Source organism: Brachybacterium saurashtrense (assembly GCF_003355475.1).
In the GTDB taxonomy this organism is placed as follows: Bacteria; Actinomycetota; Actinomycetes; order Actinomycetales; family Dermabacteraceae; genus Brachybacterium; species Brachybacterium saurashtrense.
The window spans coordinates 180437-196254 of record NZ_CP031356.1; the positions used below are offsets into that span (position 1 = coordinate 180437).

Genomic DNA, 15818 nt, shown 5'->3' on the forward strand with positions numbered 1-15818 from the left:
AGGATCCGCCGTGCGTCTTCGCAGCGTCATCGCCATGCACACCGTCCATCGCATGCAGGCCTTCGGATGGCCGCTCATCGTCGGCGCGCTCTCCCTCGCCGTGGTGCTCGCCGTCGGGGCCATCGTCGGCAGCCAGGGGCCGCAGGCCCAGGCCGGCCTGCGCGAGGGGATGGTCTGGAGCGGGGCGATCTTCGCCCTGATCGGCCCGATGATCGGGTACGGCTTCACCTCGATGGGCCAGTACTTCCCCCTCGCCCTCGGCCTGGGCCTGACCCGTCGCGAGTTCGGGGCGGGCGTCACGGTGGTGTTCCTGGCCAACGCGGCCTTCTACGCCGTGCTGATCACCCTCGGCAAGATCATCGAGGTCGCCACCGACGGCTTCGGGCTGCACATCCGCTTCTTCGACGTCGTCTACACCGGCACCGGACCGGCCTGGCAGACCCTCGTCCAGACCTTCCTGCTGATCCTGGCGGTGCTGTTCCTGGGAGCGGCGATCACCGCCGCCCACCTGCGGTTCGGACAGTCGTTCCTGTGGAGCGCCGGCGCGCTGCTCGCCGTGCTCGGCGTGGCGATCCTCGCCGGGGTGATCTACGTGGACGGCTTCGGGAGCGCGCTGCTGGAGCTGCTGACCATGGGCTGGGGCGCGTGGATGGTGGTGGTCGCCGCGATCGGTGCCGCCGCCGCCTCGGCCTGGCTGGTGCTGGTGCGCCGCACCCAGGTGCGCTGATCCCCGGTACACTCCCGGGGTGCCTCCGGGCACCGGGAGGGTTGTCAGAGCGGCCGAATGAGATGGTCTTGAAAACCATTGTGCAGTGACCCTGTACCGCGGGTTCGAATCCCGCACCCTCCGCCGATCGTCGTGGTCAGTCCCGCGCCCGCGTGACCTCCTCCCGAGCCCAGTCCGTGACCTCCCGCGCCAGGTCGCGGTCCAGCGCCGCCTCGGAGCGGCGCAGGAGGGTGGGGCGGCCGCGGAGGGCGCCGCGTCCGTCGGGCCCGATGTACGAGCCGGGCGGCAGCGGCTGCGTCGCCGCCAGCAGCACCGGGGCGGCGCCCTGCACGGTCGGCATCGCCAGCGGGCGCGAGGCCGCGGTGACCATCGCATCCAGCCGGGCGGAGCCCGTCGCGTTCTGCAGGTTCGTCAGCACCCAGCCGGGATGGACGAGCTGCAGGTCCACCCCGGTGCCGGACTCGTGCAGCTGCGCGGCGAGCTCGCGCCCCCACAGCATCGTCACCAGCTTCGAGCGGCCGTAGCCGGCGCGCAGCGACCAGCCGCCGCGGCGGAAGTGCGGATCGTCACGGACGAACCGGCCGAAGGTGTGGGCGTGCGAGGTGACCACCACCACCCGCTCCCGCACCGCGGGCAGCAGCAGATCCGTGAGCAGCAGCGGCGCCAGGGCGTTCACCCCCAGCATCCGCTCGAAGCCGTCGGCCGTCTCCTCGCGGCGCCGCGTGACCAGGCCCGCCCCGTGGAGCAGCAGGTCGATCCCCGTGGGCGCGCAGCGGCGCAGGATCTCCTCGGCCCCGGCGCGCACGGAGGAGAGGTCGTCGAGGTCCAGGTCCACCAGCTGGGCGGCGTCCTCCCGCCCGGTCTCCGCGACCAGGCGTGCACGCACCGTCTCGCCCTTGGTGCGGGTGCGCACGGCCAGCACCAGCTCGGCGCCCCAGCGGGCCAGCTGCAGGGCCGCCTCCCGGCCCAGGCCGTCGCTCGCCCCCGTCATCACGATCCGCCGCCCGCGCAGATCCGGCGCGGGCAGGTGCTCCCAGCCCAGCGGAGGCGCCGCTGCGGGCGCCGCCGCGGGCGTGCGGGGTCCGTGCCGTGCGCGGGGTCGGTCCATGAGCTCTCCGCCTTCCACCGGGGGCCTCGGCACGGACGCTACCCGATCCGCCGGTCGCCCCCGGAGGCGGGGACGTGCGGCCGTCCGCCCCGACCAGGGGCCGCGTAGCATGTTCGCGACCAGGAGCACCCGGCCGAACCGAGGAGATGACGACGATGGCGCAGTACACAGGTGTGGCAGTGAGCCCCGGACGGGTGATCGGCAGGATCCGGTCGATGGCGCCGCCGGTCGCCGAGCCCGCCGCCGACGAGCTGCTCCCGGAGGGTGCCGACCGCACCGCCGAGTCCGAGCGGATCCCCGCCGCGGCCGCCGCGGTGCAGGCCGCCCTCACCCGTCTCGCCGAGCGCGCCACCGGCGACGGGAAGAAGATCCTCGAGGCCACCGCGCAGATGGCGGCCGATCCCTCCCTCACCCAGACCGCGCAGGGCTTCGTGGTCTCCGGCGGGAAGAGCCCCGCCCGCGCCGTCTGGGAGGCCGGCGACCAGGTGGCCACCATGCTCGAGGGGCTCGGCGGCTACATGGCCGAGCGCGCCACCGATGTGCGCGACGTGCGCGCCCGCATCGTCGCGGAGCTGCGCGGCGAGCAGGCTCCCGGCATCCCCGACGCGGAGGAGCCGTTCGTGCTCACGGCGATCGACCTCGCCCCCGCCGATACCGCCACCCTCGACCCCACCCGGGTGATCGCGCTGATCACCTCCGACGGCGGCCCGCAGTCCCACACCGCGATCCTCGCCCGCCAGCTGGGCCTGCCCGCGATCGTGGCCGCCAAGAGCATCCACGAGTTCGGCGACGGCACCGAGGTGTTCGTCGACGCCGGCCTGGGCACGATCACCGACGAGGTCACCGAGGAGCACCACCGCTTCGCGGCGGCGTGGGCCGAGCTGCAGGCGAACCCGCTCACCTACGAGGGCGGGGGAGGGGTGCTGGCCGACGGCACCCGCGTGCAGCTGCTGGCCAACATCGGCGGCGCCAAGGATGCCGAGAAGGCGGCGGCCGCGCACGCCGACGGGGTGGGCCTGTTCCGCACCGAGTTCCTGTTCCTGGACCGCGAGGACGAGCCGACGGTCGAGGAGCAGACCGCCGCCTACCGGGAGGTGTTCGCCCACTTCCCCGGCAAGAAGGTGGTGGTGCGCACGATCGACGCAGGCGCCGACAAGCCGCTGCCCTTCCTCACCGACGCCGACGAGCCGAACCCGGCGCTGGGCGTGCGCGCCTACCGCACCTCCTGGGAGAAGCGCTCGGTGCTCACCAACCAGCTCGACGCGATCGCCGCCGCCGCGACGGACTCCGAGGCGACGCCCTGGGTGATGGCGCCGATGATCGCCACCGTCACGGAGACCGAGGACTTCGCCGCCCTGTGCCGCGAGCGGGGACTGGAGCCCGCCGGCATCATGGTGGAGACCCCGGCCGCCGCGCTCACCGCGGACCGCCACCTGGCCGCCTGCGACTTCGCCTCGATCGGCACCAACGACCTCACCCAGTACACGATGGCCGCGGACCGCCAGCTCGGCTCCCTCGCCCATCTCAACAACCCCTGGCAGCCTTCCGTGCTCGCCCTGGTGGGGGCGACCTGCACCGGTGCCCGCGCCGCGGGCGGCGACCCCGAGGCCTTCGGGGAGCGCGCGAACCGGCCGGTGGGCGTGTGCGGCGAGGCCGCCGGCGATCCGGGCCTGGCCGTGGTGCTGGTGGGCCTGGGCGTGAACAGCCTGTCGATGACCCCGCGCTCCCTGCCGGCGGTCGCGAAGGTGCTCTCCACGGTCACCCTCGAGCAGGCGAAGGACCTCGCGGCGAAGGCGGTCGCCGCCCGCACCGCCGAGGACGCCATCAGCGCCGTGCGCGCCGAGCTGCCGATCCTGGGGGAGCTGGGCCTGTGACCGCGCGGCGCCGAGCCCGCCGGCGCCACGGACGCGAAGGGCGCCCCACTGCTCGGTGGGGCGCCCCTCGCGCGTCGGTGCCGGGGGCTCACTCCTCGGCGTCGAGATCCTTCTCCAGGAGGGTGGCCAGTGCAGCCACCGACTCCTCGGCGCCCTCGCCCTCGGCGCGCAGGGTGACCTCGTCGCCGTGCCCGGCGCCGAGGGTCATCAGCATCAGCATGCTAGAGGCCTGCACCGCGTTGCCGCCGGCCTTCTCGATGGTGACGGTCGCGGGCTGCTCGGCCGCGGCCTGGGCGAAGATCCCTGCCGGGCGGGCGTGGAGCCCGGAGGCGCTGGCGATCGTGACGGTGCGCTCTGCCATGGTGTGTGCCTTTCGATCAGTCTCGGGGTGTGCCCGGAATATACCGTGCGTCGCTGGACGCCCGGGCGCCTGCTCAGGCGGCGGTGCGGGCGGCGATCAGCGCCCGCACCTCCGCGTACAGCGGATGGGAGGCGTCCAGCCCGGTGATCTCCGCGGTCGCGGCGTCGGCGTCGGCCGTGCGCAGCAGCTCCTGCAGGCGGTCCACCTCCTCGTCGCCCGCAGGGGTGAAGGCGAGCGCCGCGCCCAGCGCGGTGAGCAGGCCGTCGTGCCCCAGGCCCCGCTCGGCGAGCGCGGCGGCGGGGCCGATGATCCGGTCGTGGCGCGAGAGCTTGCGCAGCGGCGAGCGTCCCACCCGCTCCACCGGATCCGGCAGGGCCGTGTTCGCGAAGCGGCCCAGCACCTTCGCCCGGTAGGAGGCCATCTCCTCCGCGTCGAAGCCGTACTCGGCGATCAGCAGGGCGGAGGTCTCCCCGAGCACGGTCTCCACCTCGACGGCGACGGCGGGGTCGCGGATCGCCTCGGCGATGGTGGCGTGCCCGGCCGCCCAGCCGTGCCACGCGGTGGTGGCGTGGCCGGTGTTGACCGTGAACAGCTTCCGCTCGATGTACGGGCCGAGGTCGTCCACCCAGGTGATCCCCGGGACGCCCGGCTCGTGGCCGTCGAAGGGGCCGCGCTCCACGGCCCATTCGTGGAAGTCCTCGACGGTGACGTCCAGCCCCGCGCCCTCGGCCTGGACGGGCACGATCCGATCCACCGCGGTGTTGGCGAACAGGGCCTTCTCGTCGAGATCCTCGCCCTGGTACGCGGCGCGGATCTCCTGCTCCAGCAGATCCGTCGCGTTGATGGCGTTCTCGCAGGCCAGCACCGCCAGCGGCGGGGCGCCGGCGGGGCGGGCCGCGATCCCGGCGGCGATGTTCGGCGCCACGAAGCGCAGGATGTGCGCGCCCACGGCCGTGGTGACCATCTCCGCCGAGGCGATCTCCTCGGTGAGCGCCTCCGGCTGCTGCGCGGAGTTCAGCGCCCGGAAGCCGTCCACCACCGTGGTGGTGGGGTGCTGGCCGACGGTGGAGACGGTGTACGACTCCGCCTGCTGCAGCGACTCGACCAGCGGCGCGGCGACGTCGGAGAACACCACCTCGTAGCCGGCCTCGTGGAGCAGCAGCCCCACGAAGCCGCGGCCGATGTTCCCGGCGCCGAAGTGCACTGCCTTCATCGTGCTCATTCCTCCTCGTCCCCGAGGATCTCGAGGATCTCGTCGGTGGTGGTGGCCTGCTCGAGCCGCGCCACCTGGGCGGGGTCGGAGAAGGTCATGGCGACCTTCTGCAGCAGGGCGAGGTGCTCGTTCCCCACGCCGGCGATGCCGATCACGAAGGTGGTCGGGTTGCCGTTCCAGTCGATCCCGCCGGGGTAGCGCACGAAGGACATCGCCGAGCGGGAGATCGAGGACTTCGCCTCGTTGGTGCCGTGCGGGATCGCCAGGCCGTTGCCCATGAAGGTGGACACCGTCGCCTCGCGGTCGTGCATGGCCCGCACGTAGCCCTCGTCCACCGCGCCGGCGGCGACCAGCAGGGCGCCGGCCTCGTCGATGCCGGAGGCGGCGTCCCTCGCGGTGCCGTCCAGGACGATGCTGGAGGGGGCGAGGATCGGGGTCGACCCTGCGGCGTCGGCGGGACGGTCGGCGGCGTGGCGACCGCGCGGTGCGCCGTCGGGCGCGGCGGCGGCATTCGCCCCGGCGGTCGCGGCCGCACCGGCGCCGACGGCCGCAGCGGCCCCGTCTGCCTCCGGTGCGGGGGCGCCGCTGTTGCGCTGCTGCACCAGCTCCACCACCTCGTCGTAGCGGGGCGAGTTCATGAACTGGTCCACGCTGACGTGCACGGCCGAGCCGGTGCGCTGGCGCGCCCGGTCGGTGAGCTCCTTCTGGGTGACCACCAGGTCCCACTCGTCGTTCAGGGACGAGATGGCCTTGTTGGTGACCTCGACGTCCTCGAAGCCGGCGGCGCGCACCTTCTTGCGCAGCACCGTCGCGCCCATCGCGGAGGAGCCCATGCCCGCGTCGCAGGCGAACACGATCTTCTGGATGGGGCCGGTGTGGGCGGAGGCGTCGGCCGCGGCGGCCGCCCCGGCGCCCGCGGCACTTGCGCCGGTGAGGGCGCCCGCCACGGAGGATTTCTTGCCCTTCATCTGCTCCATCTTGGCGGTGGCGGCGGCGATGTCGCCGTCGTCCTGCTTGCCGATCTTCAGGAACAGTGCGGAGAGCAGGAAGCTGACCGTCGCGGCGCCGAGCACAGAGAGCGCGATGCCCAGGTAGGAGTCACGGGCGGCGACGCCGAAGATCGCGAAGATCGAGCCGGGGGAGGCTGGGGCGATCAGGCCCGTGTCGAAGGCGACGTTGATCGCCACGCCTGTCATGCCGCCGCCGATCGCGGCGAGGATGAGGATCGGCTTCATCAGCACGTAGGGGAAGTAGATCTCGTGGATGCCGCCGAAGAACTGGATGATCGCGGCACCGGGCGCGGAGGCCCGCGCCGCGCCGCGGCCGAAGAAGGTGTACGCCAGCAGGATGCCCACGCCGGGGCCGGGGTTGGCCTCGAGCAGGAACAGGACGGACTTGCCGTTCTCGGCGGCCTCGGAGATGCCCAGCGGAGTGAGCACGCCGTGGTTGATGGCGTTGTTGAGGAAGAACACCTTCGCCGGCTCGATGAGGATCGAGACCAGCGGCAGCAGGCCCGCGTTGACCAGCGCCGCCACCCCGTTGGACAGCAGCGTCATCAGGCCGTTCACCAGCGGGGCGAGGCCGAAGAAGCCCGCCGCCAGGGCGATGAAGCCGAAGATGCCGGCGGAGAACATGTTCACGAGCATCTCGAAGCCGGCCGGGATGTGGTCCTGCCACAGCCGGTCCAGCTTCTTCATGACCCAGGCCGCCAGCGGCGCCATGATCATCGCGCCGATGAACATGTGCACCTGGCCCAGGGCGGAGAAGTCCGCCTCGGCGTTGCCGCCGGCGAGCCACTCCTCGAGCAGGCGCGCGTTCTCCTGGGCGATCAGCCAGTCGGAGCCGGCGATCACGCCCATGGTGGCGATCACGCCCACCACGGCGCCGCGCGCCTCGTAGACCATGCGACCGCCGGTGTTCGCGATGAGCAGCGGCAGCAGGTAGTGGATCATCGGGCCCACCACGCTCGCCAGCGGCTCGTTCGGGGTCCAGCCGTCCGGGATGAAGAACGCGGTGAGCAGGCCCCACGCGATGAGCGCGGGGATGTTCGGCATCACCATGTTGGACAGGGAGGTGCCGACCTTCTGCAGGACGACTCGCGGGCTGACCCCGCTCTTGGTCTCGGTGGTGGTGGTCATGGGCCATCCTCACGGGAGTGCGGGACCACGGGCCTGGTCCTCGGTGGGCGACGGCACGGGCCGGGCGGCCCGCTGCGGCCGGTCGGGGCTGCGCCCTCTCGAGGAACTGCGGTGGGCCTGCTCCGTCGGCGTGCCCGCAGTCTAGTCCTGCACGGGTGCGTGGAGAGGGGTCTCCTCTCCGGCCGCGCGCGATGAGCCTCCGGGACGGAGAGCACTCAGGCCTCGACCGGGGCCGACGAGGCGCGGCGCGTGACCCGCCAGCGCCGGTAGGACACGACCGTCAGCACGATCACCACGAGCCAGGAGACGCCCACCAGCGCGCCATAGGGCACGCCGGGCTCCGCGAGGAAGGCGCCGATCGCGATCAGGGAGACCTGGCCGGGCAGCGCGGCGAGCACTGTCGCCAGCAGGTATTCGCGCGAGCGGATCCCGAGAGCGCCGCTGCCGTAGTTCACCGGCCAGTAGGGGATCCCCGGCATCAGGCGCAGCGTGCACACCGCGTAGAACCCGCCGCCCTCCAGCCGCTCCTCGATCACGCCGCGGTGGGAGCCCAGTGCACGCAGCACCGTCTCGCGTCCCAGGGCGCGGGCCAGCCAGTACGCGCCCAGGCATCCGGCCGTCACCCCCAGCATCGCCAGGATCGTGCCGAGCCCCGGCCCGAACAGCATCCCGCCCGCGACCGCCATGATCGTCACCGGGATCGGGGTCAGCGCCACGACGGCGTAGAGCGCGATGAACGCCAGCGGCCCCCACGCACCGAGCCCGTCGATGTCCGTGCGCACCTCACCCGGTGCGGGCAGGCGCACGTGCAGCGCGAGCCACACCATCACCAGCACCATCGCCACGAGCGCGACGTTGCGCGCGATCGAGCCCCAGGGCGTGCGGTCCCGCTCCGCCCCGGGGCTCGCGTGCTCGACCCTGCTCAGAGCGCGCCCTGGGACTCCGTGCCGGCGGGGATCGGGGTCATGCGGGTGACGGTCGCCGGGCCCTCGATGAGATCGGCGATGTCCGCGCGGAGGATCTTCACCTGGTCGCTGTCGCCGTGGACGTCGAGGTCCTCCACCGTCGTCCACTTCTCGATCATGGTCACGGTGCCGTCCTCGGCGTCATGGATCGCGTAGAGCTCGCAGCCCTTCTCGGTGTGCACGGCCTCGATCCCGCGGCGCATCGCCTCCGCGAGCTCCTTCTGCTTGCCGGGCTTGGGCTGGAAGACGGCGGTGACGACGACGGTCATGGGGGACTCCTCGGAACGGGGTGACGGGTCGGTGGTCCATCCTGCCTGCGCCCGTGGCCGCGGCGCCACCACGTCCCACGCGGTCGCGTAGTCGCGCCGTTCAGTCGCGCCGCATCGAGACGTCCCCGGAGCTCTCGAGGAAGGTCGCCAGCAGTGCGGCGAGCTCGCCCTGCTGGGTGCGGGTGAGGTGGGCATCGAGCAGGTCCTGCTCCGTACGCATGTGCTCGACCACGACCTCGTCCACCCGTGCGCGGCCATCGTCGGTCAGTCGCACATGCACACGGCGCCGGTTCTCCGGATCGGTCGCGCGCACGAGCAGACCCTTGTCCTCGAGCCGCTGGAGGCGGTTCGTCATCGCGGCGCCCGTGACCATCGAGGAGGCGGCGAGCTCACCCGGTGTGAGGGTGAACGGCGAGCCGGCACGGCGGAGCGTGGCGAGGGTGTCGAACTCCCCGGAGGTCAGTCCGTGCGCGGTGAAGGTGCGGCTCAGCGCGCGTCCCGTGATCTCCGAGACGCGGGAGAGCCTCCCGATCACACCCATAGGGCTCACGTCGAGATCGGGACGCTCCCGCTCCCACTGGGCCAGGAAGTCGCTGACGCGATCGGCCACGACCGCCTCCTTTCGACGTCGAACTGTTTGACGCCACGGTAGCGCATGCATAGGCTGTTCGACATGAAACAGTTAGATATCGAAGTGCCACCGACGGTCGCGCCGTCCGTCGACGGCGCCCCGTCGCCGCTTCTCACCCCGTTGCTCACCGCTGTCGCCCCGTTGGCCTGGGGCACCACCTATGTCGTCACCACCGAACTGCTCCCGGCCGGCCATCCTCTGTGGTCCGCCGTGTTGCGTGCCCTGCCGGCCGGACTGATCGCGCTCGCTCTCACCCGGCGGCTCCCGTGCGGGCACTGGTGGTGGCGCGCCCTGCTGCTCGGCGTGCTCAACATCGGGGCGTTCTTCCCGCTGCTCTTCCTCGCGGCCTACCTGCTGCCCGGCGGTGTCGCCGGAATCTTCGGTGCCGCCGGGCCGCTGCTGGTCGCGGTGCTCGCGGCCCTGTTCCTCGGCGAGCGTCCCGCGGCGCATCGGATCCTCTGGGGGATCCTCGCGCTGCTCGGTGTCGCCGGGATGATCCTCGGGCCAGAGCACTCGCTCGCTCCGCTCGGCGTGCTCGCGGGGCTCGGCGGCGCCACGTCGATGGCGCTCGGGACGGTGTTCGCCAAGCGCTGGCAACCGTCCGTCGGCCCCCTCGCGTACGCGGGATGGCAGCTCACCGCCGGTGGTGCAGCGCTCCTCCCGCTCGCGCTGATGGTGGAGGGAGCGCCGCCCGCGCTCGACGAACGCGCAGTGCTGGGCTACCTCTGGCTCGCGCTGATCGGGACGCTGCTCGCCTACACCCTCTGGTTCCGCGGACTCGGACGAATGCCGGCAGGGGTCGCCGCGTTCCTGCCCGTGCTCTCGCCTCTGGTCGCCGTCCTCCTCGGGCTCCTCGTGCTCGGCGAGACGCTCACCGTCGTGCAGGCCGTCGGCTTCGCGCTCGCGCTGACCGCGGTCGTCGCCGCGCAGCGGCCGGGTCGTGCGGTCCGAGGAGGGGGAGCAGCATGAGGGTCCTCGTCGTCGGCGGCACCGGTGCGGCCGGATCCAGGATCGTCGGGGAGGCGCTGCGGCGCGGCCACGACGTCATCAGCGCCGCGCGGACGCCACGGTCGCACCCGTCCGGGCCCGCCGAGGTCAGGGGGTGCGAGGAGCTCGCACGACTGGAGGCGAGCGACCCCGCTGCGATTGCGGCGCTCGCCGCGCACGTCGACGTCCTCATCTGCGCCACCCGCCCGCCGCACGGAGTAGATGCGGCAGCACGGGTCGAGGCCGTCGCCGGAGCGATGGCCGCGGCGGCCCGGTCCGTCGGGCGGCGCCTGCTCGTCGTCGGCGGTGCCGCCCCGCTGCGCGTCCCCGGATCCGGCCGCCCCGCGCTGGAGGATCCGCGGTGGGTGCCGCCGGAGATCCGCCCGATCGCCGCGGCCAGCCTGCGCCAGCTCGAGGCGCTCGCCGCGGCCGATCCGCCGTCCGGGTGGACGTATCTGGCCCCCGCCGCGGACTTCGCCCCGGGTCTCTCGCGGGGGAGCTATCGACGGGCGGAGGGTGTCGGTGCTCAAGGGGTGCCCGAGCTCGTCGTCTCCGCCGACGGCGCTTCCCGGATCTCCATGGAGGACTTCGCGCTCGCCGTGTGTGACGAGGCGGAGCGGCCGCCGGGCCGCAGTCGTGTGGTGGCCATCGGCTGGTGACCCGCACCGTCCGATGGGTCACACCGGTCGCGGTCAGCTCCTGCGATGCCGTAGGCTCGACCACGTCGCTCGCACGACGGCGCCTCCCGGCGCGGACGGCGAGGACATGCACGGCGCAGGATGCCTCCTCGGAGGCGACCGACGACGGTCGCGCAGACACTCCGAGAAGACAAGGCCCCCATCACCTCCTCCGCCCCGGCCGCGCAGGCCCCCACAGTCCGATCGCACCGGCGACGTCCCGTCGTCGGCCGCGGTCCGTGCCGCCCTCGGGCGGCACACCTGAACGGGTCACGGACAGTGACTCACGACAACGAAGGAAACACCGCCATGGCTACTGGCATCGTCAGCTGGTTCAACTCCGACAAGGGCTACGGCTTCATCGCCCCCGAGGACGGCTCCGCCGATGTGTTCGCGCACTTCAGCGCGATCGTCGGCACCGGTCGTCGCGACCTGGTCGAGAACCAGCGCGTGGAGTTCGACGTCGAGCAGGGCCCCAAGGGTCTGCAGGCGACGAACATCCGCGGCATCTGAGCTTCCGCACCACGCGGCGCCCGTCGTCCCGGCTTTTGCCGGGGCGGCGGGCGCCGTCGTTCCCGGGGGGGCGCCCTGCTCGAGCGCCGCGCTCGGGCGCCGCGCGGCCATCCTGCGACCCCGCTTGCCAGATCTATCGAAGAACGAGAGAATTCTGTCGTCGATCGAGAGATAGGGGCGTCATGAGCGCTGTCAGCATCCAGATACTGCGGGTGATCATCGTGATCGCCCTGCTCGGGTCCCTCATGGTCCAGGTGCTCCTCGTGCCCTCGGGCTGGCGGGAGCTGACCGGGCCCGGCGGGGGAGGGCCGCTCTCCTACGCCCTCGCCGTGATCGCCGTGCTCGGCGTGGCCGCGCTGCAGGTGATCGGCGTGAGCATCCTGCGCCTGCTGGTGCTGGTGCGCCGCGGGCGGGTGTTCTCCCCGCGCGCCTTCCGCTGGGTGGACCTCATCATCGGCGCGGTCGCCGCCGAGGCCGTGCTCGTGTTCGCCGTCGCCGTCACCGCGGCGATCGCCAACCGCACCCATCCCGGGGACGAGCTCGCCCCCGGCGCGATCGGGATGATCTGCGGCCTCGCCCTGGTGGTCGCCGGGGTGGCCCTGGTGATCACCGTGCAGCGCCAGCTGCTGGTCCAGGCCGTCGAGGCCCGCGACCGGGCGGCGACCCTGCAGTCCGAGCTGGACGAGGTGATCTGAGTGCCGATCGTGGTGGACATCGACGTGATGCTCGCGCGGCGCCGGATGGGCGTGGGCGAGCTCGCCGAGAAGGTGGGCATCACCCCTGCGAATCTCGCGGTGCTGAAGAACGGGCGCGCCCGCGCCGTGCGCTTCACGACCCTCGAGGCGCTGTGCGAGGTGCTCGAGTGCCAGGTGGGGGACCTGCTGCGCTGGGAGCCGGGCGACGGGTCCGGCGACGGTCCCGGCGGCGAGGACGCCCGCGGTGGGAGCGGTCGCGCCGGCTGAGCCGCGGCGTGCGCCACCGGTGACGCCCTCGACACGCGCGGCGGCCACCGCACGCTCCCAGGGCGCTCCGGGATCCGGGTGCCACGATGGCCCGATGGACATCGGCGAGATTCTCGACGCGCTCGTGCGGCGCCTCGCGCCCGGCCCCGTCCCCGCCGACGGGCCCTGGCTCTGGCTCGCCCTGGGCCTGGCCGCGCTCGCCGTGGTGCTCCCGCCCCTGTGGCACCTGCTGCGCCCGGCGGTGACGATCGTGCACGAGCTGGGCCACGCACTGGTGGGGATCCTGATGGGTCGCCGCTTCACCGGCTTCGTGGTCAGCGCGGACATGTCCGGCCACGCCGTCACCGTCGGCCCGCGCCGCGGGATCGGCCGGATCCTCTCCACCTGGGCCGGGTACCCGGCCCCTGCCGTCGTCGGTGCCGTCCTGGTGCAGATCGCCCTGCACGGCTGGGCCCGCGCCGCCCTGTTCACGGCACTGTGCGTGCTGGTGGTCTCTCTGGTGTTCACCCGCTCCGGGCACACCGTCCTCGCCGTGCTCGCCAGCGCCGCCGCCGTGGGCGCGCTGTGGTGGTGGGGGAGCGCGGCGCTCACCGCCCTGCTCACCCTCGCCGCCGGGATCTTCCTGCTGCTGGGTGCCTGGCGCCACCTGCTCACCGTCGCGCTGAGCGGCGGGCGGCAGGACGACCCCGGCCAGCTCGCCCGCCTCACCCCGGTGCCGTCCGCCCTGTGGACCGCGAGCTTCGCGCTCGTGATCGCGCTCGGCACCTGGTGGGCGGGTGCGACGCTGTGGCCGCTGCTGCGGTGAGGATCAGCGCCCGGCCGAGAAATCCCTCGCCCGAGGCGCCCGCCCCCGCTACGGTGGCGCCCATGGGCATCATGACCATGTCGATCTTCGTCCGGATCCGCCGTCGCTGACGGCGCGGATCCGCACCTCGACCCCTTCCAGGCTCCGCGTCGCCCCCGGTCCACCGCCGGGCGGCGCTCCGTGCTGCCCGGCTCCCGCACGCCCGAGGAGCCCCCATGCCCCGCACCCTGCACCATCCCCGTCCCGGCGCCCATGAGCTGGGCCAGAACTACCTGCGCGACCCCCGCATGGTCCGTCGCGTCGTCGAGCTCGCCGGCCGCACCTGCGGCCCTCTCGTCGAGTGGGGCGCCGGCGACGGCTCCCTGACCCTCCCGCTCGCCGCCCTCGGCCGTCCGCTGGAGGCCGTCGAGATCGACGAGCGCAACGTCGCCCGGCTGTCCCGCCGGGTCCCCGCACACGTCACCGTGCGCTGCGCGGACATCCTCCGCCACGCCCCGTCCGCGGGCTCGACGCTCGTGGCGAACCTGCCCTTCCATCTCACCACCCCGGCCGTCAAGCACCTGCTGCGCTCGCGCGGCTGGGTCGACGCGCTGCTGATCACCCAGTGGGAGGTGGCGCGCAAGCGGTCCGGCGTCGGCGGTGCGACGATGCTCACCGCGCAGTGGGCGCCGTGGTTCGAGTCCCGCCTCGAGGGACGGATCCCGGCGGACTCGTTCCGGCCCCGGCCCACCGTCGATGCCGGGCTGCTCGTGCTGCACCGGCGCGAGCACCCCCTGCTGCCCGCTCGTCGCCGCCCCGTGCACCACGACCTCGTGCGGCGGGTGTTCACCGGCCCCGGACGAGGCCTCGAGCAGATCCTCCGTCGCGCCGAGGTCCCGGCCCCGGTCATCTCCTCGTTCCTCGACCGTCACGGCTACGACCGTCGCGCACTCCCGCGCGACGTGGACCCCGCGCACTGGACGGAGCTGCTCGCCCCGGAACGGGGCCGGGCCGATGGCGCGCGCAGGCGGCGGGGGTGAGAATCGGAGGGCACCCGAGCCGCGGAGGTGACGCGCATGGACTGGACGAGCTGGCTGCCCCTGCTGGACGCCCCGGACTCGTGGGTCGCGCGCGAGATCGTGCAGCGCGGCGTCGCGGCGGTGTTCGTGCTCGCCTTCCTCTCGTCGTTCCACCAGTTCCCGGTGCTGCTCGGAGAGCGGGGGCTGCTGCCCGTGCCCGCCTACCTCGCGCGCGCCGGCGGCCGGGCCGGGCCCACCCTGTTCCGTCGCGTCCCCTACAGCGACCGCCTGCTGCGCGGCATGTGCCTGCTGGGGATGGGGCTCGGCCTCGCGGTGGTGCTCGGACTGCCGCAGCAGGGCCCGGCCTGGACCGTGCTCGCCGTGTTCGGGGTGATGTGGGGGATGTACCTCTCGATCGTCTCGGTGGGCCAGGTCTTCTACGGCTTCGGCTGGGAGTCGATGCTGCTGGAGTGCGGGGCGCTGGTGGGGCTGCTGGGCTCCCATGCGGTCCCGCCGCCGCAGCTGATGATCGTGTTCCTGTGGTGGCTGCTGATCCGCCTCGAGTTCGGCGCAGGGATGATCAAGATGCGCGGCGACCGCTCCTGGCGCGACCTCACCGCGATGGACCATCACCACCAGACCCAGCCGATGCCCGGCCCGCTCAGCCGCGCCGCCCACCTCATGCCGCGGTGGTGGCACCGGCTCGAGGTGCTCGGCAGCCATGCGGTGCAGCTCGGGCTGGTCTGGCTCGTGCTCGCCCCGCAGCCGCTCGCCTCCGTCGCCGCCTTCGCGGTGATCGCCACCCAGCTGTTCCTGGTCGTGACGGGGAACTACGCCTGGCTGAACTGGCTGACGATCCTCGTGGCCTGCGCCGCGATCTCCGATCCGGTCTGGCGCTGGCTCGCCGGAGGGCCGTTGCCGGGCTGGAGCTGGCTGGGGATCCCGCTCGGGGCAGACGGCGGCGGCGCGGCCCCCGGCGCCACCTCGCCCCTGTGGTGGACGGTGCTGGTCCTCGCCGCGTTCGCGGGACTCGCCGTGCGCTCCCGCAGACCGCTGGTGAACCTGTTCTCCCCGCACCAGCTGATGAACGCGAGCTTCGACCGCTTCCACCTCGTCAACGCCTACGGGGCGTTCGGCACGATGACGCAGCGGCGGTACGAGGTGCTCATCGAGGGGACGGAAGATCCTGCCGGCCCTGACGCCGAGGAGAGCTCCTGGCGGCCCTACGAGTTCCGCGGCAAGCCCGGTGACGTGCACCGTCGTGGGCGACAGGTCGCGCCGTACCACCTGCGACTGGACTGGCAGATGTGGTTCCTGGCGCTGCGTCCCGGGGCCGAGCCCTGGTTCGTGGCCCTCCTGGAGCGGCTGCGCGAGGGTGATCCGGGGGTGCGGCGCCTGCTGCGCACCGACCCCTTCGACGGCCGGGCGCCGACGGGTCTGCGTGTGCGGTACCTCGAGTACCGGTTCACCGACCGGCGCGAACGGCGGCAGACGGGGGCGTGGTGGCATCGGGAGGACCTGGGCGTGATCGCGCGGCGGTGAGCGGACCCGGTCCGCGCGGCCCGTAGGCTGTGCCCCGTCGTATCCCCG

At 73.2% G+C, this 15818-nt stretch carries 17 protein-coding genes and 1 tRNA gene; 11 read left to right on the plus strand and 7 right to left on the minus strand.

Translation table 11 applies throughout. The features are described from left to right. Nucleotides 1-10: 10 nt before the first annotated feature. A complete protein-coding gene (locus DWV08_RS00805; protein WP_115412059.1) occupies nucleotides 11-727 on the plus strand; it encodes a hypothetical protein in 717 nt (238 codons plus the stop codon). A 35-nt stretch (nucleotides 728-762) separates the two neighbouring features. After that, nucleotides 763-850: transfer RNA gene (locus DWV08_RS00810), tRNA-Ser, on the plus strand. Nucleotides 851-863: 13 nt separating this feature from the next. On the opposite strand, the gene DWV08_RS00815 is transcribed toward DWV08_RS00810, so the two are convergent. Next, entirely contained in the window at nucleotides 864-1835 is a 972-nt protein-coding gene (locus tag DWV08_RS00815) for an SDR family NAD(P)-dependent oxidoreductase (RefSeq protein ID WP_115412060.1), read from the minus strand. 155 nt (nucleotides 1836-1990) lie between these two features. Here DWV08_RS00815 and ptsP point away from each other — a divergent pair, with 155 nt between their 5' ends. Next, nucleotides 1991-3709, plus strand: coding sequence for a phosphoenolpyruvate--protein phosphotransferase (gene ptsP, locus DWV08_RS00820; RefSeq protein ID WP_115412061.1), 1719 nt, complete (start codon nucleotides 1991-1993; stop codon nucleotides 3707-3709). An 88-nt stretch (nucleotides 3710-3797) separates the two neighbouring features. Here the strand turns inward: ptsP and DWV08_RS00825 are convergent, their stop codons facing one another. From DWV08_RS00825 to DWV08_RS00850, 6 genes are all read right to left on the minus strand, one after another. After that, nucleotides 3798-4070, minus strand: coding sequence for an HPr family phosphocarrier protein (locus DWV08_RS00825; protein ID WP_115412062.1), 273 nt, complete (start codon nucleotides 4068-4070; stop codon nucleotides 3798-3800). Between the two features lie 73 nt (nucleotides 4071-4143). Further along, the gene (locus DWV08_RS00830) at nucleotides 4144-5283 is read right to left on the minus strand and encodes a mannitol-1-phosphate 5-dehydrogenase (protein ID WP_115414849.1); all 1140 of its coding nucleotides are present in this window, start codon (nucleotides 5281-5283) and stop codon (nucleotides 4144-4146) included. Nucleotides 5284-5288: 5 nt separating this feature from the next. After that, on the minus strand, nucleotides 5289-7421 hold the full coding sequence (locus tag DWV08_RS00835) for a PTS sugar transporter subunit IIA (protein ID WP_115412063.1): 2133 nt from the start codon (nucleotides 7419-7421) through the stop codon (nucleotides 5289-5291). A gap of 215 nt (nucleotides 7422-7636) precedes the next feature. Beyond that, complete coding sequence (locus tag DWV08_RS00840) at nucleotides 7637-8260, minus strand: TVP38/TMEM64 family protein (protein WP_241237313.1); 624 nt, start codon at nucleotides 8258-8260, stop codon at nucleotides 7637-7639. A gap of 83 nt (nucleotides 8261-8343) precedes the next feature. Next, nucleotides 8344-8655, minus strand: a complete 312-nt coding sequence (locus DWV08_RS00845) for a putative quinol monooxygenase (RefSeq protein ID WP_115412064.1) — start codon at nucleotides 8653-8655, stop codon at nucleotides 8344-8346. 100 nt (nucleotides 8656-8755) lie between these two features. Then, nucleotides 8756-9265 carry a MarR family winged helix-turn-helix transcriptional regulator gene (locus DWV08_RS00850; protein WP_241237272.1) on the minus strand — a complete coding sequence of 170 codons (510 nt, stop codon included), beginning with the start codon at nucleotides 9263-9265 and terminating at the stop codon, nucleotides 8756-8758. Nucleotides 9266-9328: 63 nt separating this feature from the next. Between DWV08_RS00850 and DWV08_RS00855 the strand changes: the two genes are divergently transcribed. The 8 genes from DWV08_RS00855 to DWV08_RS00890 all read left to right on the plus strand — a co-directional run bounded on the left by DWV08_RS00855 (nucleotide 9329) and on the right by DWV08_RS00890 (nucleotide 15770). After that, nucleotides 9329-10255: an EamA family transporter gene (locus DWV08_RS00855; protein WP_115414851.1), complete on the plus strand. Its 927-nt coding sequence runs from the start codon at nucleotides 9329-9331 to the stop codon at nucleotides 10253-10255. Next, a complete protein-coding gene (locus DWV08_RS00860; protein WP_115412066.1) occupies nucleotides 10252-10932 on the plus strand; it encodes an NAD(P)-dependent oxidoreductase in 681 nt (226 codons plus the stop codon). Before DWV08_RS00855 ends, DWV08_RS00860 begins: the two co-directional genes overlap by 4 nt. Nucleotides 10933-11259: 327 nt before the next feature. Beyond that, nucleotides 11260-11463, plus strand: a complete 204-nt coding sequence (locus DWV08_RS00865) for a cold-shock protein (protein ID WP_115412067.1) — start codon at nucleotides 11260-11262, stop codon at nucleotides 11461-11463. Nucleotides 11464-11645: 182 nt separating this feature from the next. Then, on the plus strand, nucleotides 11646-12158 hold the full coding sequence (locus tag DWV08_RS00870; protein ID WP_115412068.1) for a DUF2975 domain-containing protein: 513 nt from the start codon (nucleotides 11646-11648) through the stop codon (nucleotides 12156-12158). After that, nucleotides 12159-12425: a helix-turn-helix domain-containing protein gene (locus tag DWV08_RS00875; protein WP_115412069.1), complete on the plus strand. Its 267-nt coding sequence runs from the start codon at nucleotides 12159-12161 to the stop codon at nucleotides 12423-12425. It abuts the gene before it with no gap. Between the two features lie 94 nt (nucleotides 12426-12519). Then, entirely contained in the window at nucleotides 12520-13230 is a 711-nt protein-coding gene (locus tag DWV08_RS00880; protein WP_115412070.1) for a M50 family metallopeptidase, read from the plus strand. A 215-nt stretch (nucleotides 13231-13445) separates the two neighbouring features. Continuing rightward, the gene (locus tag DWV08_RS00885; protein WP_115412071.1) at nucleotides 13446-14249 is read left to right on the plus strand and encodes a ribosomal RNA small subunit methyltransferase A; all 804 of its coding nucleotides are present in this window, start codon (nucleotides 13446-13448) and stop codon (nucleotides 14247-14249) included. A 36-nt stretch (nucleotides 14250-14285) separates the two neighbouring features. Further along, the gene (locus DWV08_RS00890; RefSeq protein ID WP_115412072.1) at nucleotides 14286-15770 is read left to right on the plus strand and encodes a lipase maturation factor family protein; all 1485 of its coding nucleotides are present in this window, start codon (nucleotides 14286-14288) and stop codon (nucleotides 15768-15770) included. Nucleotides 15771-15818 lie beyond the last annotated feature (48 nt).

What these genes read in the sequence shown, in the direction of transcription:
- DWV08_RS00815 (WP_115412060.1), bottom strand. Translation starts at nt 1,835, where the DNA reads ATGGACCGACCCCGCGCACGGCACGGACCCCGCACGCCCGCGGCGGCG.
- ptsP (WP_115412061.1), top strand. Translation starts at nt 1,991, where the DNA reads ATGGCGCAGTACACAGGTGTGGCAGTGAGCCCCGGACGGGTGATCGGC.
- DWV08_RS00825 (WP_115412062.1), bottom strand. Translation starts at nt 4,070, where the DNA reads ATGGCAGAGCGCACCGTCACGATCGCCAGCGCCTCCGGGCTCCACGCC.
- DWV08_RS00830 (WP_115414849.1), bottom strand. Translation starts at nt 5,283, where the DNA reads ATGAAGGCAGTGCACTTCGGCGCCGGGAACATCGGCCGCGGCTTCGTG.
- DWV08_RS00835 (WP_115412063.1), bottom strand. Translation starts at nt 7,421, where the DNA reads ATGACCACCACCACCGAGACCAAGAGCGGGGTCAGCCCGCGAGTCGTC.
- DWV08_RS00840 (WP_241237313.1), bottom strand. Translation starts at nt 8,260, where the DNA reads ATGGTGCTGGTGATGGTGTGGCTCGCGCTGCACGTGCGCCTGCCCGCA.
- DWV08_RS00845 (WP_115412064.1), bottom strand. Translation starts at nt 8,655, where the DNA reads ATGACCGTCGTCGTCACCGCCGTCTTCCAGCCCAAGCCCGGCAAGCAG.
- DWV08_RS00855 (WP_115414851.1), top strand. Translation starts at nt 9,329, where the DNA reads ATGAAACAGTTAGATATCGAAGTGCCACCGACGGTCGCGCCGTCCGTC.
- DWV08_RS00860 (WP_115412066.1), top strand. Translation starts at nt 10,252, where the DNA reads ATGAGGGTCCTCGTCGTCGGCGGCACCGGTGCGGCCGGATCCAGGATC.
- DWV08_RS00865 (WP_115412067.1), top strand. Translation starts at nt 11,260, where the DNA reads ATGGCTACTGGCATCGTCAGCTGGTTCAACTCCGACAAGGGCTACGGC.
- DWV08_RS00870 (WP_115412068.1), top strand. Translation starts at nt 11,646, where the DNA reads ATGAGCGCTGTCAGCATCCAGATACTGCGGGTGATCATCGTGATCGCC.
- DWV08_RS00880 (WP_115412070.1), top strand. Translation starts at nt 12,520, where the DNA reads ATGGACATCGGCGAGATTCTCGACGCGCTCGTGCGGCGCCTCGCGCCC.
- DWV08_RS00885 (WP_115412071.1), top strand. Translation starts at nt 13,446, where the DNA reads ATGCCCCGCACCCTGCACCATCCCCGTCCCGGCGCCCATGAGCTGGGC.
- DWV08_RS00890 (WP_115412072.1), top strand. Translation starts at nt 14,286, where the DNA reads ATGGACTGGACGAGCTGGCTGCCCCTGCTGGACGCCCCGGACTCGTGG.